This is a genomic window from Streptomyces sp. NPDC091279 (assembly GCF_044757465.1).
Classification (GTDB): domain Bacteria; phylum Actinomycetota; class Actinomycetes; order Streptomycetales; family Streptomycetaceae; genus Streptomyces.
In genome coordinates this window covers 326,583-345,212 of sequence record NZ_JBIVVA010000001.1, presented here as the reverse complement: position 1 = coordinate 345,212, position 18,630 = coordinate 326,583, and the positions used below count along the sequence as shown (strand labels likewise).

Annotated in this window: 19 protein-coding genes; 13 read left to right on the top strand and 6 right to left on the bottom strand. The window is 72.3% G+C overall.

Translation table 11 applies throughout. The annotated features are described in order from the left end of the window. Positions 1-468: 468 nt before the first annotated feature. The 3 genes from ACIQOU_RS01390 (at position 469) to ACIQOU_RS01380 (ending at position 3,037) form a co-directional block, all read left to right on the top strand. Positions 469-594 carry a hypothetical protein gene (locus ACIQOU_RS01390; RefSeq protein ID WP_401532884.1) on the top strand — a complete coding sequence of 42 codons (126 nt, stop codon included), beginning with the start codon at positions 469-471 and terminating at the stop codon, positions 592-594. Continuing rightward, on the top strand, positions 594-1,337 hold the full coding sequence (locus tag ACIQOU_RS01385) for an SDR family NAD(P)-dependent oxidoreductase (RefSeq protein WP_401532882.1): 744 nt from the start codon (positions 594-596) through the stop codon (positions 1,335-1,337). The genes ACIQOU_RS01390 and ACIQOU_RS01385 overlap by 1 nt, the downstream gene beginning before the upstream one ends. A 140-nt stretch (positions 1,338-1,477) precedes the next feature. Continuing rightward, the gene (locus ACIQOU_RS01380; protein WP_401532880.1) at positions 1,478-3,037 is read left to right on the top strand and encodes a long-chain fatty acid--CoA ligase; all 1,560 of its coding nucleotides are present in this window, start codon (positions 1,478-1,480) and stop codon (positions 3,035-3,037) included. A gap of 270 nt (positions 3,038-3,307) precedes the next feature. On the opposite strand, the gene ACIQOU_RS01375 is transcribed toward ACIQOU_RS01380, so the two are convergent. Then, a complete protein-coding gene (locus tag ACIQOU_RS01375) occupies positions 3,308-4,153 on the bottom strand; it encodes a helix-turn-helix transcriptional regulator (protein WP_401532878.1) in 846 nt (281 codons plus the stop codon). 139 nt (positions 4,154-4,292) lie between these two features. On the opposite strand from ACIQOU_RS01375, the gene ACIQOU_RS01370 reads away from it, so the two are divergent. Together ACIQOU_RS01370 and ACIQOU_RS01365 are read left to right on the top strand one after the other, a co-directional pair. Further along, positions 4,293-5,018, top strand: a complete 726-nt coding sequence (locus ACIQOU_RS01370; protein WP_401532875.1) for an SDR family oxidoreductase — start codon at positions 4,293-4,295, stop codon at positions 5,016-5,018. 103 nt (positions 5,019-5,121) lie between these two features. Next, on the top strand, positions 5,122-5,295 hold the full coding sequence (locus tag ACIQOU_RS01365; RefSeq protein ID WP_401532874.1) for a hypothetical protein: 174 nt from the start codon (positions 5,122-5,124) through the stop codon (positions 5,293-5,295). Positions 5,296-5,398: 103 nt separating this feature from the next. Here the strand turns inward: ACIQOU_RS01365 and ACIQOU_RS01360 are convergent, their stop codons facing one another. Further along, the gene (locus ACIQOU_RS01360; protein WP_401532872.1) at positions 5,399-6,037 is read right to left on the bottom strand and encodes a hypothetical protein; all 639 of its coding nucleotides are present in this window, start codon (positions 6,035-6,037) and stop codon (positions 5,399-5,401) included. 302 nt (positions 6,038-6,339) lie between these two features. On the opposite strand from ACIQOU_RS01360, the gene ACIQOU_RS01355 reads away from it, so the two are divergent. The 5 genes from ACIQOU_RS01355 to ACIQOU_RS01335 are packed head-to-tail and all read left to right on the top strand — an operon-like array spanning position 6,340 to position 10,972. Beyond that, positions 6,340-7,350, top strand: coding sequence for a substrate-binding domain-containing protein (locus ACIQOU_RS01355; RefSeq protein ID WP_401532870.1), 1,011 nt, complete (start codon positions 6,340-6,342; stop codon positions 7,348-7,350). Positions 7,351-7,353: 3 nt separating this feature from the next. Then, positions 7,354-8,370: an ABC transporter permease gene (locus ACIQOU_RS01350; RefSeq protein WP_401532868.1), complete on the top strand. Its 1,017-nt coding sequence runs from the start codon at positions 7,354-7,356 to the stop codon at positions 8,368-8,370. Beyond that, positions 8,367-9,254 carry an ATP-binding cassette domain-containing protein gene (locus ACIQOU_RS01345; protein WP_401532867.1) on the top strand — a complete coding sequence of 296 codons (888 nt, stop codon included), beginning with the start codon at positions 8,367-8,369 and terminating at the stop codon, positions 9,252-9,254. The genes ACIQOU_RS01350 and ACIQOU_RS01345 overlap by 4 nt, the downstream gene beginning before the upstream one ends. Next, a complete protein-coding gene (locus ACIQOU_RS01340; protein WP_401532865.1) occupies positions 9,251-9,931 on the top strand; it encodes a nucleoside/nucleotide kinase family protein in 681 nt (226 codons plus the stop codon). The genes ACIQOU_RS01345 and ACIQOU_RS01340 overlap by 4 nt, the downstream gene beginning before the upstream one ends. 9 nt (positions 9,932-9,940) lie before the next feature. Continuing rightward, entirely contained in the window at positions 9,941-10,972 is a 1,032-nt protein-coding gene (locus ACIQOU_RS01335) for a LacI family DNA-binding transcriptional regulator (RefSeq protein ID WP_401532864.1), read from the top strand. Positions 10,973-10,991: 19 nt separating this feature from the next. On the opposite strand, the gene ACIQOU_RS01330 is transcribed toward ACIQOU_RS01335, so the two are convergent. Further along, on the bottom strand, positions 10,992-11,600 hold the full coding sequence (locus ACIQOU_RS01330) for a TetR/AcrR family transcriptional regulator (protein ID WP_401532863.1): 609 nt from the start codon (positions 11,598-11,600) through the stop codon (positions 10,992-10,994). A 79-nt stretch (positions 11,601-11,679) separates the two neighbouring features. Here ACIQOU_RS01330 and ACIQOU_RS01325 point away from each other — a divergent pair, with 79 nt between their 5' ends. Further along, a complete protein-coding gene (locus ACIQOU_RS01325) occupies positions 11,680-12,498 on the top strand; it encodes an SDR family oxidoreductase (RefSeq protein WP_401532861.1) in 819 nt (272 codons plus the stop codon). 41 nt (positions 12,499-12,539) lie between these two features. Here the strand turns inward: ACIQOU_RS01325 and ACIQOU_RS01320 are convergent, their stop codons facing one another. The 3 genes from ACIQOU_RS01320 to ACIQOU_RS01310 are packed head-to-tail and all read right to left on the bottom strand — an operon-like array spanning position 12,540 to position 15,635. Continuing rightward, the gene (locus ACIQOU_RS01320) at positions 12,540-13,982 is read right to left on the bottom strand and encodes a pyridoxal phosphate-dependent decarboxylase family protein (protein WP_401532860.1); all 1,443 of its coding nucleotides are present in this window, start codon (positions 13,980-13,982) and stop codon (positions 12,540-12,542) included. Position 13,983: 1 nt separating this feature from the next. Next, positions 13,984-14,634, bottom strand: a complete 651-nt coding sequence (locus ACIQOU_RS01315) for a GNAT family N-acetyltransferase (protein ID WP_401532858.1) — start codon at positions 14,632-14,634, stop codon at positions 13,984-13,986. A gap of 38 nt (positions 14,635-14,672) precedes the next feature. After that, positions 14,673-15,635, bottom strand: a complete 963-nt coding sequence (locus ACIQOU_RS01310; protein WP_401532855.1) for a polysaccharide deacetylase — start codon at positions 15,633-15,635, stop codon at positions 14,673-14,675. A gap of 248 nt (positions 15,636-15,883) precedes the next feature. Here ACIQOU_RS01310 and ACIQOU_RS01305 point away from each other — a divergent pair, with 248 nt between their 5' ends. Then, a complete protein-coding gene (locus ACIQOU_RS01305; RefSeq protein ID WP_401532853.1) occupies positions 15,884-17,365 on the top strand; it encodes a glutamate--cysteine ligase in 1,482 nt (493 codons plus the stop codon). Continuing rightward, a complete protein-coding gene (locus ACIQOU_RS01300) occupies positions 17,362-18,615 on the top strand; it encodes an amidohydrolase family protein (RefSeq protein ID WP_401532851.1) in 1,254 nt (417 codons plus the stop codon). The genes ACIQOU_RS01305 and ACIQOU_RS01300 overlap by 4 nt, the downstream gene beginning before the upstream one ends. The last annotated feature ends 15 nt before the right edge of the window (positions 18,616-18,630 follow it).

The window sequence follows — 18,630 nt, the reverse complement described above, 5'->3', positions numbered from 1 at the left end:
ACGGTGCCGGTTCGTTGGGGCTGGGCGCGCAGTTCCCCGCGCCCCTTGGCGGCGTTGCCCAGAACGGGGTTGGGGTGTCGCCCCCAATTCCCCTTCTGGGGGCGCCACTTGCGGTTGTCGGAACGGTGCCGGTTCGTTGGGGCTGGGCGCGCAGTTCCCCGCGCCCCTTGGCGGCGTTGCCCAGAACGGGGTTGGGGTGTCGCCCCCAATTCCCCTTCAGGGGGTGCCACTTGCTGTTGCCGGAACGGTGCCGGTTCGTTGGGGCTGGGTGCGCAGTTCCCCGCGCCCCTTGGCGGCGGGCCCGGACTGGGGTGTTCGGTGGGGTGGTGTGCCGGTGGGTGGCACGTGGGGGGTGGTGGGGGGTGGGGGTGGGGTGGAATGTGGGGTGCGTGTGGAGCGGTGGGAGGGATCATCCATGTCCTGCTCGCCAAGAACCTCAGCACCCTTTCTGTGACCACCGGAGACCACGTGAGCACTGCACTGAACGAAGAGTTGAAGCTCGTCGAGCATGTCGAGCATCTCGTGGAGACGACGCTCGGGACCGGTGCGAGCGCGTTCGGGCGCCTGGTGGGCGATTTCCTCGGAGCCCGGTGATGGGTGGCTGGCTGGCGAGCGACGTCGCTCTGATCACCGGCGGCGACTCCGGCATCGGCCGCGCGGTCGCCCTGCGCTTTCTCGACGAGGGTGCCCGCGTCGCCGTTCTCGACCGTGACGCCGCTCAGCTCCAGGAGGTCGTCGACGCCGCCGGGAACCTCGGTGAGCGGATGCTGCCCCTCACCGGGGACGTGCGCTCCCCCGACGACCTGCACCGCGCGGTCGAGGCCACCGTGGAGCGCTTCGGTTCCCTGGACGTCCTCGTCCCGAACGCCGGGATCTGGGACCACCACCGCAGCCTCACCGGGCTGTCCGGCAAGGAGATGTCCGCGGCGTTCGACGAGATCTTCGACGTCAACGTCAAGGGATACGCGCTCACCGTGGAGGCCGCCTGGCGCGAACTGGTGCGCAGCCAGGGCAACATCGTCATGACTCTCTCCGACGCCTCCTTCCACCCCGACGGCGGCGGCGCCCTCCACACCGCCAGCACACACGCCTGCCTCGGCCTGCTCCGCCAGTTCGCCCACGAACTCGCGCCCCGGGTCCGTGTGAACGGCGTCGCCGTGGGCGGCATGCGCACCGGGCTGCACGAGGCCGGCGTGGAGCCCGAGGACTTCACGGGCCCGTACGTCCTGCTCGCCTCCCGCACCAACAGCGCTACCGTCACCGGGGCCGTCATCCCCGCCGACGGCGGCATCGCCCAACGAGGCTCCCGTACTCCTGCCGGTGGAGGCGTCCTGTAACAACTCAGGTACCCCGCAGGGGAGTTGCACCTTACCCGGGCTATCCCGTATGACAGCCGTGCCGCTCGACAGCCGTCTCTCCACGACAGCGTCCCGCGCGTGAGCCGTCCTGCACGACAGCCCCAGAAGGAGCCGACGCCATGGCCGCCGTCGACATCAGCCCCGCCACCGCGCTGCGCCGCAGAGCCTCGTACCCCACGCCCACCGCGCTGGTCTACGAGGGGCGGGAGTTCTCCGCCGCCCAACTCAGCTCCGAAGCTGGAGAGTTGGCTGCCGGGCTTGCCGAGCGGGGGCTGCGGCGGGGCGATCGGATCGCCTACCTCGGCCTCAACAGCGTCACCTTCTTCCAGGCGCTGTTCGCCGCCGCCCATCTCGGCGCCGTCTTCGTCCCGGTCAACTTCCGCCTCGCCGCCGACGAGATACGGCACGTCCTCACCGACAGCGGGGCGCACACCCTTGTCGTCGAGGAGGGCCACCGCGCCCTGGTGGAGGCGGTGCTCGACGACGTCCCGGCCCGCGTCCGCGTCCTGGTCGACACCGACCCCGCCTGCCCGGTGCCCGGCACACCCGGGGCCCCGTGGACGCCGTTGTCCCGGCTCCTCGGCACCGGCGGGACCGGGCGGGACCCGGTGCCGCTGCACGACGACGACCTCGGCGCCCTGATGTACACCTCCGGCACCACCGGGCGCCCCAAAGGGGTCATGCTCACCCACGGCAACCTGTGGTGGAACGCGGTCAACGTGGACAGCCTGGTCGACACCCGCCACGACGACGTGAACCTGGCCCTCGCCCCGCTCTTCCACATCGGCGGCCTCAACGCGCTGACCCTGCGCACCCTGTTACGGGGCGGCACGGTGGTGCTGGGCCGGAGCTTCGATCCCGCGCACTGTCTGGCCGACCTCGTCCGGCACCGGGTGACCACGCTCTTCGCGGTGCCCGCCATGTACGCCGCCCTGGCCCGGGTGCCGGGTTTCCGCGACGCCGACCTGAGCGCGCTGCGTGCCCCGATCGTCGCGGGGGCACCGGTCCCCCCGCATCTGATCAGGGAGTACGCGGCGCACGGCATCCCGCTCCAACAGGCCTGGGGACTCACCGAGACGGCCCCCTTCGCCACGTATCTGCCCGCGCCGCTGACGGAGCGGAAGGCGGGTTCGGCCGGCATCCCCATGCCGTACACGGAGATCCGCCTCGTCGATCCGGTCACCGGCGCCCCGCTCACCGAGCCCGGCCTCCGGGGCGAGATCTGTGTCCGCGGCCCCCATGTCACCCCCGGCTACTGGAACGACCCGGCGGCGACCCGCGCGGCCTTCGACGACGAGGGCTGGTTCCACTCCGGTGACATCGCCCACCGCGACGAGGAGGGCTTCTACTACGTCGTCGACCGGCTCAAGGACATGATCATCAGCGGCGGCGAGAACATCTACCCGGCCGAGGTGGAACGCGTCATCGCCGCCTGCCCCGGCGTCCTGGAGGCAGCCGTCATCGGCGTCCCCGACCCGACATGGGGCGAGACGGTCCAGGCGATCGTCGCCTGCGTCCCCGGAACGTCCCTCACCCTGGACCACATCAGAGAGTTCGCCGCCGCCCACCTGGCCCGCTACAAACTCCCCACCCACCTCACCACCGTCCCCCACCTCCCCCGCAACGCAACCGGCAAACTATCCAAACCCGCCCTACGCAACCTGATACCCCCCAAATAACCCCACCTTCAAGGCTTTTAAGGGGCGCGAGGAACTGCGCGACCAGCCCCCACGGCGCGCCAGCCGAACAACCACCCCTCCCCGGAGGCCCGAGCCACACAGCCAACGGCCCCGACAACGCCGAGAAGGGGCGCGGGGAACTGCGCGACCAGCCCCCACGGCGCCGCACCCGCCCACGACCCCGCCTGTCCAGGGGCGCGGGGAACTGCGCAACACCCCCACGCCCCCAGCGAGTGAACTCCCCTCGGCCACAACGCCGTTGGGCAAACCTCAGCCAGCCGAGCCCCGCCCACTCAGCACCCGGCGAGCCACCGGCCGCAACCGCGCCAACGCCTCCGCATCGCCACTACCAGGCTCGGCCGTACCGACCAACAACGCCTGCCCAGGCGCATCCTGCACCTCGAACGTCTGGTACGTGAGGGTGAACCGCCCCGCCACCGGATGCTGAAAGGTCTTGGTCATACTGCCGAGCCGCCGCACCTCATGCGCCCCCCAGAGCGCGGCGAACTCCTCACTGTCCCGCAGGAGTTCAGCGACCAGCGCGGCGGTGGCGGCATCGCGCCGCCCCTGCCCGGAGGCAAGACGCAGCGCGGCCACCGCATCACGGCTCACGGCACCCCAGTCCGCGAACAGCTCGCGCGCGGCGGGGTCACGGAACAGGGACCGCACCATCGCGCGCGGATCGGCCAGCGGCGCGAGAAGCGCGTCGGCGAGGGCGTTCGAGGCGAGGACGTCCATGCGCCGGTTGAGGACATAGGCGACGGCGTCGGGAAAGGCGTCCATCAGCTGGAGCAGCGCGCGGGCGACCTTCTCCTCGTCCGGGGACGGGGGCGCGGGGGTCGGCATGAGCCCGGCCAGCCGGTAGGCGTGCGCGCAGGCGTCGGCGTCCAGGCACAGGGCACGGGCGAGGGCGTCGACGACCTGCCCCGAGGGGTGACGTTCGCGGCCCTGTTCCAGCCGGGCGTAGTAGTCGGCGCTGACCCCGGCCAGGACGGCGACCTCCTCGCGGCGCAGCCCGCTGACCCGGCGTGGCGCGGAGGCGGGGAATCCCACGTCAGCGGGGCTGACGCGCGAGCGACGCACCCGCAGGAACTCGCCCAGTTCGTTGCCGCTCATACCCGCATCGTACGTCGGTGCTCCCAGGGTGTGCCGCACCCAGGAAGCCCCGTCCTGCCTCCGCGCCCTCCTCGCGCGCATGCTGGAACGACCTGGTCGGCACACCGGCACGGCCGACCCGCACCCCGAAGGACCGCGCATGTCTGTTCCCAAGGTCGTCCTGATCACCGGCGCGGGCAGCGGCATCGGTGAGGCCGCCGCCCACCGGCTCGCCGAGGCCGGGCACCGGCTGGTGCTGGGGGGCCGGCGCACCGACCGGCTCGCGGCGCTGGCGCAGGCCATCGAGGCGCGCGGCGGCAGCGCCCTGCCGCACCGGCTGGATGTGACCGACCCGGCGAGCATGCGGTCGTTCGTTGCCGCCGCCCAGGACCGGTACGGCCGCGTCGATGTCCTCGTCAACAACGCCGGGGTGATGCCGTTGTCCCGTCTGGACGCGCTGCGCACCGACGAGTGGGACCGCATGATCGATGTCAATCTGCGTGGGGTCCTGCACGGGATCGCCGCCGTGCTGCCGGTCATGGACGCCCAGGGCGCCGGGCACGTCGTGAACATCGCGTCGGTGTCGGGGCTTCGGGTCGATCCGACGGCCGCCGTCTACAGCGCCACCAAGCACGCGGTCCGTGCCCTGTCGGAGGGGCTGCGTCAGGAGAGCCGGCATCTGCGGGTCACCGTGATCAGCCCCGGCGCGACCCGCAGCGAGCTGGCCGACAGCATCGGTGACCGGGCGACCCGGGAGGCGGTGACGGGTCTGATGGACATCGCGATCCCGGCCGCCGCGATCGGTGAGGCGATCCACTACGCCATCGCCCAGCCCGCCGAGGTCGACGTCAACGAGATCGTCGTGCGCCCCACCGCCCAGGGCTGAGCCGCCCGGGCCCGGGCACCCCGAACGGCCGCCCCGGACAGGCACGTTGCGTCATCACGTGACTACGTTCTGCGCACATTGTTCTCGGTGAAGGGACCCGCACATGAGGTGGTCCGTAACGTCGCTCTCCGTCGCCGCGAGCACCCTGGCCGTCGGCGCGCGGAGCGTCCTGGGCCCGGTCGCGTCGGCGGCGGCCGCACCCGGCGCGGCCACCTGTCGGGGGGCCGTCGCGCTCCGGCAGGACGTGGACGCCCTCACCAGCCAGTGCGCCCCCTGACCTGCCGCCGCCCAGCGCAAGGGGCCTGTCCTCGCGGTGAGCGACAGGCCCCTCCCGCCCCCTCAGTCGCCGAGGGAGCGGCCCAACTCGCCTGCCCTCAGCGCTACTTGCCGAGCGGGCCGGTGACGGAGTGCAGGACGTCGAAGCTGGCGTTGCCCTCGAAGAACGGTTTGCCGGCCGGGGCGGGGCTGCTGCCGAACACGCCGGCGAGGGCGTCGGCGCCGGTCCTGGTGAGCGTCATCGGCAGGTGCTCCGCGCTCACCTTGGTCAGCGTGAGCTTCGCCCCGATCTTGGTGGACGTGAACATCTCGATGCGCCGCCCCTTGTGCTCGACGGTCCACGAACCGCTCCGGTCCGGGCTCAGCGCCACCCGGGGAACGGTGAACTCGGCCCGCTTGCGGCCCTGTCGGAACGCGAACCCGCCGGTGCCCTCGCCGGTCAGACCGCTCAGGTCGGAGTTGATGTGCCCGCTCTTGAGGGTCCCGCGCATGCACTTCTGCCCCTTCGACGTCACCACGGTGTTCGGCGCGAGGGCCTCCAGCGTGATCCGGGCGGCGGCAAGCGCCTTCTGGGAGGCGTCGGTCAGACAGAACGTGTACGGGTCACCGGACTTGAGCGGCAGCGGCGGCAACCCCGCGCCCGCCTCCCGCGCCGAGACCGGGGTCACCGGCGCGGTGAGCACCGCCAACGAGACGGCGGTGAGGGCGACACGACGCAGGGACGACTTCGCGGGTGACTTCACAGCGGAACTCCTGATGCACGAGACGGACGGACGAGGACGACCCGGGACCGGGTCAGATCCGTTTCACCAACGTGGACGCGCCCCGGCCGTCACGGGCCCGCGCCCCACACCACCCCAATGCCCGAGCGCGTCAACACCCGTCCCCCGTAAGGGTTCTCAGGCCGGGGCGGCGCGGTGGCCCGCGCTCTCACGGGGGCCCGCAAAGCTTTGCGCAATGTCTAGGCAGAAGCGTTTCCCCGGGCTACGTTGTGCGGCAGCCCGCAGGTCCGAGGCAGTACCCGCGCGGCTGGAAGGAGCGGATCATGGGACTTCTGCGTTTCCCCTCCAGTGCACCGGTCGTCGCCGCGGCAAGCCTTGCCCTGCTGGTCACCGGCTGCACCTCGACCAGGAGCGGCGGTTCGGACACCGCCACCGCCTCCGGCGGCACGATCTCCATCGGGCTGGTGACCAAGACCAACAGCAACCCCTACTTCGTCGAGCTGCGGCAGGCCGCGCAGGCCGAGGCGGACGCGAAGGGCGCTCAACTCGTCGCCCTCGCAGGCAAGTTCGACGGTGACAACCAGGGCCAGGTCGACGCGATCAACAACCTCGTCACCCAGGGCGTCCAGGGCATCCTCATCACCCCGAGCAACTCCTCCGGTGTGCTCAGCGCCATCAAGTCCGCCCGCGCCAAGGGTGTTCTGGTCATCGCGCTGGACACCGCGACCGATCCGGCGAGCGCCGTGGACGCCACGTTCGCCACGGACAACGAGGCGGCGGGCGTCAAGGAGGGCAGCTACGTCAAGGCCGCCCTGAAGGACGCGTCGCCCGCCGTCGTGCTGCTCGACGGCACGCCCGGCTCCTCCGTGTCCGACCTGCGGCACAAGGGGTTCCTCGCCGGGTTCGGGGTCACCGGCGGTGCCGCGGAGATCAAGGGCACCGCCGTCACCAACGGCGACCAGACCAAGGCGCAGACCGCGATGGAGAACCTGTACCAGCGCGACCGGGGCATCAACGCCGTCTACACGATCAACGAACCCGCGGCCGCCGGTGCCGCCCAAGCCCTGAGCGGGAAGACCGGGATCGTCATCGCGTCGATCGACGGCTCGTGCACGGGCGTACGGGACGTGCGGAGCGGCAAGTTCGCGGCGACGGTCATGCAGTTCCCGAAGAAGATGGCGCGGGACGGTGTGGACGCCGTCGTCACGCACGTCAGGAAGGGCACGAAGCCCTCCGGGTTCGTCGACACCGGTTCGCAGCTGATCACCGACAAGCCCGTCTCCGGACTGGACTCCCAGGACACCTCCTGGGGCCTGAAGAACTGCTGGGGCTGATCCGTGACCACCACGCACCCCTCCCCCACGCCCCCGGGCGCGACCGGCGTGCGCCCCTCGGCCGCCGCGCTCCTGGCCCGGTTCCTCGGCAACACGGCGGCGGGTCCGCTGGCCGCGCTGGTCATCGCCGTCACCGTGTTCGCGCTGACCACCGACACCTTCTTGAACGTGGACAACGGCTCGCTGATCGTGGAGCAGTTCCTCGTGGTCGGCACCCTCGCCCTCGGCCAGACCCTGATCGTCCTGACCGCCGGCATCGACCTGGCCAACGCGGCCATCATGGTCCTGGGCACCCTGGTCATCGCCCGGCTCGGGGAGCACGCCCTGCCCGGGGCCCTCGCCCTGCTGGTGGGCGTGGTGCTGTGCACGGCCGTCGGCGCGGTGTCGGGCACGCTGGTGACCCGGCTGCGGCTGCCGCCGTTCATCGTCACGCTCGGTGTGCTCAGCGTGCTGACGGCGACGGGTCAACTATTCGCCGATGGCCGGAGTTTCGCCGTTCCCCCCGGCATTCTGACGGTGCTCGGTGAACGGTCCTATCTGTTCGGCCGGATCGAGGTCACGTACGGCATGGGCGTGGCGCTGGTGCTCGCCGTGGGGCTCTGGTTCCTGCTCACGCAGACCTCCTGGGGGCGCAACGTCCACGCCGTCGGCGACGACGCCGAGGCGGCCCGGCTGACCGGCGTCAACACCCGGCGCACCCTGCTGAGCGTGTATGTGCTGGCCGGGTTCGTCTACGCGCTCGCCGCCTGGCAGGCGCTCGGCCGCATCCCCAACGCCGACCCGAACGCCTTCCAGACCGGCAACCTCGACAGCATCACCGCCGTGGTGATCGGCGGCACCTCGCTCTTCGGCGGGCGCGGCGGCATCCCCGGCACCGTGCTCGGCGCCCTGGTCGTCACGGTCCTGGCCAACGGGCTGACCCAGGCCCACATCGACAGCCTGTACCAGCAGGTGGCGACCGGCATCCTCGTGATCGTCGCCGTCGCGGTGGACCGTGTCGTACGCGGGAGGGCGGCATGAACCAGACCCGGTCCGGCAGTACGTCCGCCCCGCCGCCCGGCGCCGAGGTGGTGTTGCGGGCGAGCGGACTGACCAAGCGGTACGGCAACGTCGTCGCCATCGACGCGTCCGACGTCGAGATCCGCGCGGGGGAGGTGCTCGCCGTCGTCGGTGACAACGGCGCCGGCAAGTCGAGCCTGATCAAGGCTCTCACCGGGGCCCTCGTGCCGGACGCCGGAACCATCGAGCTGGACGGCGTCCCGGTCCGCTTCCAGGGTCCGCGCGAGGCCCGCGAGGCCGGCATCGAGACCGTGTACCAGACTCTCGCCGTCGCCCCGCAGCTGGACATCGCCGCCAATCTGTTCCTCGGGCGGCCACTGCGCCGGGCGGGGTTCCTCGGTGCGGGGCTGCGGATGCTGGACCACCGACGGATGCGCGCCGAGGCCGCCGAGCAGCTCGACCGGCTCGGTATCGCCACCGTGCAGGACATCACCCAGCTGGTCGGCACCCTCTCCGGCGGGCAGCGGCAGGCGGTGGCAGTGGCCAGGGCGGCCATGTTCGGCACCCGGCTGATCATCATGGACGAGCCGACGGCGGCCCTCGGCGTCCGGGAGTCCCGTCAGGTCCTGGAGCTGATCGCCCGTATCCGCGAACGCGGGGTTCCGGTCGTCCTCATCAGCCATGACATGCCGCAGGTCTTCGAGATCGCCGACCGTATCCATGTGCACCGCCTCGGCAGACGCGCGGCGGTGGTCGCGCCCGGCTCGTGCACGATGACCGAGGTGGTGGGTCTGATGACCGGCGCGCTGCGGGTGGCCGACGACGGCGCGCTCGTGGAGAGCACCGTGCAGCACATGCCCGGGGACGCCCCCGCCGCCCACCGCCCGTCGCAGCCGCCCGCATGACGCCCACCGGCGGCGGCACCGGCCCGGCCGACGCCCCGCTCTACCGGCGCCCCTGTCTGGACGCGCTGGTGGAGCGGGCCCTCGGTCTGGCCGACGGCGGCCGGGCGCTGCTCGGGATCGTCGGGGAGCCCGGCGCGGGCAAGTCGACGTTCGCCGAACAGCTGCTGGCCCGCCTGGAGTCGGCGCGGCCGGGGTGTGCGGTGGCGGTGTCGATGGACGGGTTCCACCTCGCCCACAAGGTCGTTCGGGCGCGGGGGCAGACGGCCCGGAAGGGCACGATCGGCACCTTCGACGCGCACGGCTTCGCCGCCCTGCTGCGCCGCACCCGCGCCGAGCGTCAACACACCGTGTGGTGGCCGGAGTTCGACCGCGCCCTGGAGAACCCGGTGGCGGCGGCGATCGAGGTCACCGCGGGGCACCGGCTGGTCGTCGTCGACGGCAACTTCCTGCTGTCCGAGCAGGGCCCCTGGCGGGAGGTGGGCCAACTCCTCGACGAGAGCTGGTTCCTTGACGCCCTCCCGGAACCCCGCCGGGCCCGACTCGTCCGCCGTTACGTGGAGTTCGGCTTCACCCCCGAGGCCGCCCGCGCGAAGGCCCTCGGGGTCGACGAGGAGACCAGCGCCCTCATCCGCGCCACCGCCGCACGGGCCGATCTCGTGCTCGGCGAGCGTGGCTAGGCCCAGGACATGGCAGGAAGAGCGCCCCGGCAGACGCCCACCATGGCGGACGTGGCCCGGCGGGCGGGCGTCTCCGTGTCGACGGTGTCGCATGTGCTCAACAAGACCCGTCCGGTGGCCCCGGCGACCGTCCGCAGCGTCCTGGGCGCGGTCGCCGAGACCGGCTACGTCCCCGACCCCGTCGCCCGCGCCCTCGGCAGCACCGGGTACGGCACCATCGGTCTGGCCATGTCCGCCCTGTCCAACCCCTACTTCAGCAGCGTCGTCCACGGCATCGACCGGCACGCGTCGGCCGCCGGGTACTCGGTGCTCCTCGCCGACACCCACGACGAGGCCGACGCCGAGATCAAGGCGGTCGGCGAGCTGCTGCGGCGCCGGGTCAGCGCGATCATCCTGGCCGCCTCCGGGGACGGTTCCCCGGCCATCAGGTACGCCGGCAAGGTCGATGTCCCGGTGATCGCCATCGACCGTTTCGTCCCGGCCGGCGTCGATCAGGTCGCCGTCGACAACGCCGAGCCCACCGCGTTCCTGGTGGACCATCTGGCCGCCGTCGGACACACCCGCATCGCCATGGTCACCGGGCGCGCCGGGCTCACCACCACCCGGGAACGCCGCGCCGGCTACCTCCTCGGCCTGCGCCGCAACGGCATCGAGGCCGACCCCCGTCATGAGGCCGACGGCGACTCCAGCGAGGACGGCGCGGGGGTGGCCGTCGGCCGGCTCCTCGGCCTCGCCGAGCCGCCCACGGCGCTGGTCGTGGGCAACAACCGTATGACGATCGGCGCCCTGCGCGCCCTGCGCGACGCGGGCCTGAGCGTCCCCGGTGACCTGGCCCTCGTGTCGTTCGACGACTTCGAGTGGGCGGACCTCTTCCATCCCCGGCTGACCGCGATGGCGCAGCCCGCCCGGTCCATCGCCGAACAGGCCGTCGCCATGGCCCTGTCCCGGATCACCTCCCCCGCCCTGCCGCCCCGCAAGGTCACCATCAACCCGACGTTCATGCACCGCGAGTCCTGCGGCTGCCCACCGGGAGCGGCGTGAGGGAAGGGGCACTCGGGGGCTACGGGGATGACGGCGCCGGGACCGTGCCGTTCCCGCCCTGTGTTCCCGTGAGGACCGTGTCGATGAGGCTGTCCAGGAAGTGCGGGGTGGCGGGCTGCCGTACGAGCAGGCGGTAGAGCATCGCTCCGATGAGGGCCTCGGCGGCGACGGTGGCCGACGCGTGGCGTGCGGCGGGGGCGGCGGTCCGCAGGCGGGCGGCGAGGGCGCCTGCGGTGGCCGAGGTGAGCCGTTCGTAGCATCGGGCGGCGACGTCGTCGCTCTCGGCGGCGGCCGCGGTCAGCGCCCGGATCAGGGCGGCGGCCTCGGGGCGGGCGAGCCGGCCGGCGAACGCGCCCAGCCAGTCGCGCAGGTCGCGCCGGATGTCGCCGGTGTCCGGGACCAGGTTCCCGGCGGGCAGGACAGCGCCGTCGAGGACGCATTCGGCGACCAGGGCGCTCTTGGACGGGTACCAGCGGTAGACGGTCTGTTTGCCGGCGCCGGCCGCGTGCGCGATGCGGTCGATGGACAGCTTGTCGTAGCCGTGCGCCGCCAGCTCCTCCCGGGTCGCGTCGAGAAGGGCCCGGCGGGTGGTCTCGCTGCGCGCGCGGCCACGGCGGGAGTCGGACATGGTGACGAGATTAACCGCTCCTCTATCCTGACCTTTCCAGCGAGACAGAAAGTCTCGTAAAGAGGAGCGGAGCGTCACCGTGAACGGACAGGTGTTGGTGGTCGTCGGGGCGGGCGGCATGGGAGAGGCCGTCGCCCGCCGCTCGGGCCAGGGCCGCACGGTGCTGCTCGCCGACATCGGGGAACAGACCCTCGACCACGCCGGGCGGGCCCTGACCGGCGAGGGCCTGAGCGTCGTGACGCAGGTCGTGGATGTGACCTCCGCCGACTCGGTGCGTGAACTCGCCGCCAGGGCACGGGCGTTGGGGGAGGTCACGCAGGTCGTGCACACGGCGGGGCTGTCGCCGGTGCAGGCGTCCGTGGCGGCGATCCTCGCCGTCGATCTGCTCGGCGTCGCCCTGGTGCTGGACGCGTTCGAGCCCGTCATCGCGTCCGGCGGCGCGGGCGTCGTCATCGCCAGCATGGCCGGGTATCTGGCCGCCCCGCTCCCCCCGGAGCAGGAACGCGCGCTGACCACCACCCCCTCCGACCGGTTGCTCGGCCTTCCCTTGCTCGCGCCGGACATGGTCGCCGACCCGGGCACCGCGTACGGCGTCGCCAAGCGCGCCAACCAGCTGCGGGTGATGGCCGCCTCCGTCGCGTGGGGGCGGCGCGGGGCCCGGGTCAACAGTGTCAGCCCCGGTGTCGTCTCCACCGCCATGGGCCAGGCCGAACTGGCGGGCCCGGCCGGGGAGATGATGCGCGCGCTGATCGACCTGTCCCCCACCCGCCGCCTCGGCACCCCGGGTGACATCGCCGCCGCCACGGCCTTCCTGCTTGGCCCGGAGTCGACCTTCGTCACGGGCACCGACCTGCTCGTCGACGGCGGGGCGGTCGCCGCGACCCGAGCCCCCGCGTAACCGCGCCGACCCGGCCGGGGGCGCCGTGGCCGCCGTTGCCCTCACCGTCGGTGGGGTGGTCCCGCGCCTGGCTCTGGTTGGCCTCGGTAGGCCTGGAGGAACGCGGACGCGGTGGCTTCGGCGGATTCCCGGCCGCTCTGCCAGTTGGAGACGGAGATACGGATCGCGGGGACGCCGTTCCAGGTCGTGGAGGTCACCCAGCAGGAGCCGCTGCTGTTGAGGATGTCCACGATCCGCCGGGTGCGGCCCTCGTCGCCGATGCGCAGGAGCACCTGGTTGAGGGTGACGGGGGCCAACAGGCCGATGCCCGGCTCCCGTTCCAGCAGGCGGCCCAGTTCGGCGGCGGCGGAGCAGTTGCGTTCGATGATGCGGGCGATGCCGTCGCGGCCCTCCTGGTGCAGGATCGCCCAGAGGGTGAGGGCGCGGGCGCGCTGGGAGATCTCGACGCGGTGGTCCATGGGGTCGCGCCCGGTGCGTTCGGCGGTCTGGAGGTAGTCGGCGCTGAAGCGGACCGCGTCGATGAAGGGGTCCGGGTGGGCGCAGAGGGCGATCCCGCAGTCGTAGGGCGTGTTGAGCCACTTGTGGCCGTCGCAGGACCAGGAGTCCGCGCGTTCGAGGCCGTCGAGGCGTGGCCGCAGGGCGGGGGACGCGGCGGCCCACATGCCGTAGGCGGCGTCCAGGTGGAGCCAGCCGCCGTGTTCGTGGGTGATGGCGGCGATCTCGGTCAGCGGGTCGACCGAGCCGCAGTCGGTGGAGCCGACCTGCCCGCACACGATCAGACCGCCGGGCGCGGCGGCCGCGAGGTCGGCGAGATGGCGCGGGTCCATCCGGCCGTCGGGTCCCGCCGCGACCCGTTCGACCTGGCCGCCGAGGCCGAGCAGCCGCAGACAGCGCAGGCCGGAGACGTGGGTGTGGGCGCCGGCGAGGACGGTCAGGGGCGGCGAGTGACGCATGCCCCGGTCGTTGACCTCCCAGCCCGCCGCGCGGAGTTGGTGTTCGCGGGCGGCCGCGAGGCAGGCGAGGTTGGCGGTCGTGCAGCCGGAGGTCAGGCCCAGTACGGTGCCGGTCGGCAGGCCGAAGAGGTCGACGAGCCAGCGTTCGCAGACCTGTTCGGCCACCGAGGCCAGTGGGCTGGTCTCGTAGACGGCCGAGCACTGGTCCCAGAGGCTGACCAGCCAGTCGGAGGCGATCCCGATCGGCAGCGCGCCCCCGACCACGTACCCGAAGCTCCGGGAGTCGCCCGACGGCAGCAGCCCGCACTCACCGGCGTCGATGAGCCGGCGCAGGGTCGCGTGCTCGCCGTGGCCCTTCTGCGACAGTTGCCCGCCGAGGAGTTCACCGAGGCGCTGCGGGTCGCGGGGGCGGACCGGGCGGGGTGTCTCCAGGAAGTAGCGGGCGTAACGGGCCACCGAGTCGAGGAGATCGAGGTCTTCGGGCACGACCTGGCCGTCGGCGAGGGGAGGTGGTCCGAGGGTGCCGGTCATCTCAACTCCCGCCCTGGCCTGTGGTGGGCGGGCGCCAGATGGGGAAGATCGGCGGTCCGTCGGGGAGGGTCAGCGCGGGTCCCCTGCGGCGCTGGCCGAGCCGTTCGTAGAGAGCGAGGTTGCGGGTGGAGGAGGCTTCCGCGTAGGCGCCGGCCCGCTCCGCGTCGGCGAGGGCGAACAGGCACTTCTTGAGGCGGGTGCCGAGGCCGCCGCCCTGGTGTTCCGGACGGGCGGCGACGAACGTGCCGTAGTAGTGCGGGGGGACATCGTGGGGATGATGCTCGTCCAGCATGGTCAGGAGGTGGATAGAGCGGCCGGAGTTCTCGCCGAGTGCGTCACGCAACGCGTCGAGCAGCCGTTCGTTCTCCGCCTTCGGCTGTGCCACCGCGTCCGGCGGGAAATACATGCTGACCGCGCCGAATTCCCTGGTCTCCAGGACGGCGCCGCCGTGGGCGAAGGTGTGGTCGACCATGACGGTGAAGAACTGCTCGATCAGTTCCGGGCGGCTCTCCGCGTCCGGGAACAGCCATTGGAACACCGGGTCCTTGTCGAAGGCCTGCCGGTAGACGGAGACGATGTCGTCCTGCCGGTCGGGGGAGGCGGGGCGGCAGGAGAAATCGGCCGCCGTATCGGCGACATCGATGACCTTCATGGATTCGTCCTTTCGCGGGGCGGGAGTCGGCCCACGGGTCAGGCGGCTCGGGAGTGTACGGAAGCGGGCGCGATACCGAGCCGGCTTCCGACCTGCCGTGCCACCTCTTCGTGGGTGGCGAACCAGACCCCCGGCCGGCTCGCGATATGCGTCAGCAGTTCCCGCAGCGCGATCATGCGGGAGCGGTGGCCGATCACATGGGGATGCAGGGTGAGTTGGAAGAGCCCGCCCTCGGCGAAGGCGCCGTCGAACTCGTCCTTCCAGATCTGCGCCACCTGACGGGGAGCCAGTATCTGGCGGGCCGCCGGGTCGTCGGGGAAATAGGGGGCGTCGTCCCGAATCCAGGAGACGGGGATCTCGGTCATACCGGTGCGCTCGCCCCGGTCGAGCAGTTCGTACGGTTCGTCGTCGGCCATCAGCGAGGAGTCGTAGAGGAGCCCCAACTGCCGGGCGACGGGGAGGGTGTGGGCGGTGAAGTCCCACCACGGTGTGCGCATGCCCCGGGGCGTGAGGCCCGTGCAGCGGCGCAGCACGTCGGCGCTGCGTCCGGCGAGCGCGTACTCCTCGGCCTCCGAGAGGTCGCCGCACCGCTCGTGAATCCAGCCGTGCAGCCCCACCTCGTGCCCGTCCGCCCGGAGCGCCTCGATGGCGTCGGGGGTCAGTTGCGCCGAGACGGCGGGGACGAAGAAGGAGGCGCGGGCCTCGTACTCCCGCAGCAGCGAGGTGATCCTCGGCAGTCCCACCCGCGCCCCGTAATGCGCCTGGGCCATATGGGCGGGGGATGTCTCGTTCCGGCAGAACGGCGCCGTTTCGTTGTCGATGTCGAAACTGAGGGCGACGGCGACCAGAATTCCGCTCGGCCACCGGGAAGGTCCGGTACTTTTCCCCGCCTGTACTTGAGCGGCGATACTCCGCCATTTCTCTTCCGGCCAGCGCCAGGGCTGTACGGTGGGCGGGACTTCGACGGCATGGTGGTCCGCGCGCTCCGTCTGTTTCTTCATGGGTTTCCGATCCTGAATGGCAGACGGAGAAAAGAGGCGGATGTCTACCGAGAGAGGTCAGCTCCTGGATGAGGGGCACGCCTCAAAGCCCACTCTCCTCCCATCGGCGCGCACATGCCACTCGGAGCGGGTGCCCGGCCGGAAGTCGCGCGGGGAACGGGATCAACTACACTCAAAATGCCATGCGCCGCTCAGGCCGTGCGTGTCTCGGAAGATCCCGGGTTTCTCTTCCCTCCCTGGAGCGGCGTATGGGGTTGGACATCGACCAGGAAACCTTCACGGAGGCCGACTTCCTGCTTTTCCGCCGACGGCTCGGCATATCCGTCGGGGAATTGAAGGAGACGTTGACGATCCCCGGTTTCGGCGATACCGAGACCAGCGTGGGGGCGGAACTGGAAATGTTCCTCATGCACGCCGACGGCCGCCCGGCGCCCCTGAACGGCCGTGTCCGCGACGACGTCCGCGACCCCCGTGTCGTCCTGGAGGTGGACCGGTTCGACCTGGAGGCGAACCTGACGCCGGTCGAGCTGCGGGGCAGGCCCTTCACCGCGCTGCGGACCGAGACGGACGCGCTCCTCGCGGCGATCTCCACGGCGGCCCACGCCCACGGGGCGCACCCGGTGACGATCGGCACCCTGCCCACGCTCACCGCCGCCGATCTGCACCGGGCGGCCCTGACGCCGTGCGGCCGGTTCCAGCACATCGAGCGGGCGTTGTCCCGGTGCCGCAGCTCGCCCTATCTCCTCGGCCTCGGCGGCGAGGAACCGATGACCCTGCCGGCCGACTCCATCGCGGTGCAGGGCGCGAACTGCTCCTGGCAGGTCCATCTCGTCGTGGCACCAGCGGAGTTCACCCGTACCTACAACGCGGCGCAGCTGGCGACCGGCCCGGTGCTCGCGGCGGCCGGGAACTCGCCCCTGTTCCTGGGCCGCAGGCTCTGGCAGGAGACCCGCATCCCGCTGTACGAGCAGGGCTTCGGCGACGGCGGCGGACCCTCGGGGCTCGCGCCCCGCCCCCGCGCCTCCTTCGGCCGGCGCTGGCTGGACGGCGGGGTGGTGCGGCTCTTCGCGGACGCCGTGCGCGACCACGACGTGCTGATCCCCGTCCTGTCCACCCGGGAACCCGCGGTCGGCGCCACTCCCTGGCTGGACGAACTGCGCCTGCACCAGGGGACGGTGTGGACCTGGAACCGCCCGGTGTACGACCCCGGCGGCCATGTCCGCATCGAGTTCCGGGCGCTGCCCAGCGGGCCCACCTCGCTCGACATGGCCGCCAACGCCGCCTTCCTGCTCGGCCTGACCCTCCATCTGGCGCGGCAGCCGGACGACCCGCGCACCGCCATGCCGTTCGAGTCGGCCCGGGGCAACTTCTACCGGGCGGCCCGCTCCGGCCTGCGCGCCAAGCTCTGCTGGCCCTCCGCCCACTACCCCACCCTCACCTGGAGCGACGCCGGACAGCTGCTCCCCCAGCTGCTGCCGCTGGCCGCCGAAGGCCTGGTCGGTGCGGGCGTGGACGCCGAGGAGGCCGGGCAGCTGCTGGCGGTGATCGCCGCGCGGGTGGCCGGCGGGCAGACCGGCGCGGTGTGGCAGCAGCGTGCGCTGAGCGCCCTGGAGGAGCGCACCGACCGGAGGACCGCGCTGCGGCTGCTGACGTCCGCCTACACCCGGCTGGCCGCGTCGGGCGCCCCGGTGCACACCTGGCCGACCCCGACCCGATCGGCCGGCGGGTGAGCGGGCCCAGCGCCGGTGAGCACCGTCCGCACCGTGACGTGTGGGTGTGCGCGGACCGGCTCTGGGACGGCACCGCCGACCGCCCGGCCACCGGGATCGGCGTGCTGGTGCGCGACGGGCGGGTGGCCGAACTGACCGCCGCTCCCCCGGAGTCGACGGACACCGACACCGTCGAACTGCCCGGCTGCACCCTGCTGCCCGGGTTCATCGACTGCCATGTGCACACCCTGGACGAACGGCTCGACACCGCGTCCGCCGCCTATCAGACCCTGCACGCGCTGCCCGCCCTGCGGACCCTGCTGACCTGTGGATTCACCACCGTCCGGGATCTCGGCGGCGCCCACCAGGCACTCAACACGGCGCTGCGGCGGGCGGTCCACGAGGGGCTCGTCACCGGGCCGCGCATGCTGGTCGCGCCGAACGTCCTCTCCCCGCGCGGCGGTCACGCCGACAAGACGCCCGAACTCGCCGAGCGGTACGGCATCGAGATCGGCACCCTGGCCGACGGCCCCGAGGAACTGCGCCGCGCCGTCCGCCAGCAGGCGCGCGCGGGGGCGGACTGGATCAAGTTCGTCGCCAGCGGCGGCTTCTCCTCGCCGGTGGACAGTCCCGACGACACCGCCTACTCGCAGGCCGAGATGAACGTCCTGGCGTCGACGGCCCGGGACGTCCATCTCCCGTGCGCCGCCCACGCGTTCGACGACGAGTCCATCACCCGGGCCATCCGGGCCGGGGTGCGCAGCATCGAACACGCCTGTCTGGCCACGCCGTCGGCGTACGCGCTGATGGCGGAGTACGGCACCTATCTGGTGCCGACCCAGTACGCCCAGACGTTCTTCCTGCGCGGGCTGGACGACGAGGGCCTGTGGGCGTTCCAGCCGCCGCACATGCGCCGGGTCTACCGCCGGTACGCGGACGAGCTGCGTGAGGGGATGCGGCGTCCCGCGCGGACGGATGTGAAGATCGCGTTCGGGACCGACGCCGGGATGTTCCCGTACGCGCAGAGCTGGCGGGAGTTCCCGACCCTGGTCGAGCACGGCATGTCCCCGCTGCGTGCCCTGCGCGCGGCCACCTGCGTCGCCGCCGAGCTGCTGGGCCGTCCCGACCTCGGCCGGATCGCCCCGGGGAGCACCGCCGACCTGGTGGCGCTGCGGGGCGACCCGTTCCGGGACATCGACGCGACCGGCCGCGTCGTCTATGTCATGCAGGGCGGCCACCGCGTCCCGCTGGAGTCACGGTGCGGACGGTGACCGACGGCCCGAACA

Excerpts from the sequence above, each read along its gene's own strand:
- ACIQOU_RS01385 (WP_401532882.1), top strand. The coding sequence starts at position 594 with ATGGGTGGCTGGCTGGCGAGCGACGTCGCTCTGATCACCGGCGGCGAC.
- ACIQOU_RS01380 (WP_401532880.1), top strand. The coding sequence starts at position 1,478 with ATGGCCGCCGTCGACATCAGCCCCGCCACCGCGCTGCGCCGCAGAGCC.
- ACIQOU_RS01375 (WP_401532878.1), bottom strand. The coding sequence starts at position 4,153 with ATGAGCGGCAACGAACTGGGCGAGTTCCTGCGGGTGCGTCGCTCGCGC.
- ACIQOU_RS01370 (WP_401532875.1), top strand. The coding sequence starts at position 4,293 with ATGTCTGTTCCCAAGGTCGTCCTGATCACCGGCGCGGGCAGCGGCATC.
- ACIQOU_RS01365 (WP_401532874.1), top strand. The coding sequence starts at position 5,122 with ATGAGGTGGTCCGTAACGTCGCTCTCCGTCGCCGCGAGCACCCTGGCC.
- ACIQOU_RS01355 (WP_401532870.1), top strand. The coding sequence starts at position 6,340 with ATGGGACTTCTGCGTTTCCCCTCCAGTGCACCGGTCGTCGCCGCGGCA.
- ACIQOU_RS01345 (WP_401532867.1), top strand. The coding sequence starts at position 8,367 with ATGAACCAGACCCGGTCCGGCAGTACGTCCGCCCCGCCGCCCGGCGCC.
- ACIQOU_RS01340 (WP_401532865.1), top strand. The coding sequence starts at position 9,251 with ATGACGCCCACCGGCGGCGGCACCGGCCCGGCCGACGCCCCGCTCTAC.
- ACIQOU_RS01335 (WP_401532864.1), top strand. The coding sequence starts at position 9,941 with ATGGCAGGAAGAGCGCCCCGGCAGACGCCCACCATGGCGGACGTGGCC.
- ACIQOU_RS01330 (WP_401532863.1), bottom strand. The coding sequence starts at position 11,600 with ATGTCCGACTCCCGCCGTGGCCGCGCGCGCAGCGAGACCACCCGCCGG.
- ACIQOU_RS01320 (WP_401532860.1), bottom strand. The coding sequence starts at position 13,982 with ATGACCGGCACCCTCGGACCACCTCCCCTCGCCGACGGCCAGGTCGTG.
- ACIQOU_RS01315 (WP_401532858.1), bottom strand. The coding sequence starts at position 14,634 with ATGAAGGTCATCGATGTCGCCGATACGGCGGCCGATTTCTCCTGCCGC.
- ACIQOU_RS01310 (WP_401532855.1), bottom strand. The coding sequence starts at position 15,635 with ATGAAGAAACAGACGGAGCGCGCGGACCACCATGCCGTCGAAGTCCCG.
- ACIQOU_RS01305 (WP_401532853.1), top strand. The coding sequence starts at position 15,884 with ATGGGGTTGGACATCGACCAGGAAACCTTCACGGAGGCCGACTTCCTG.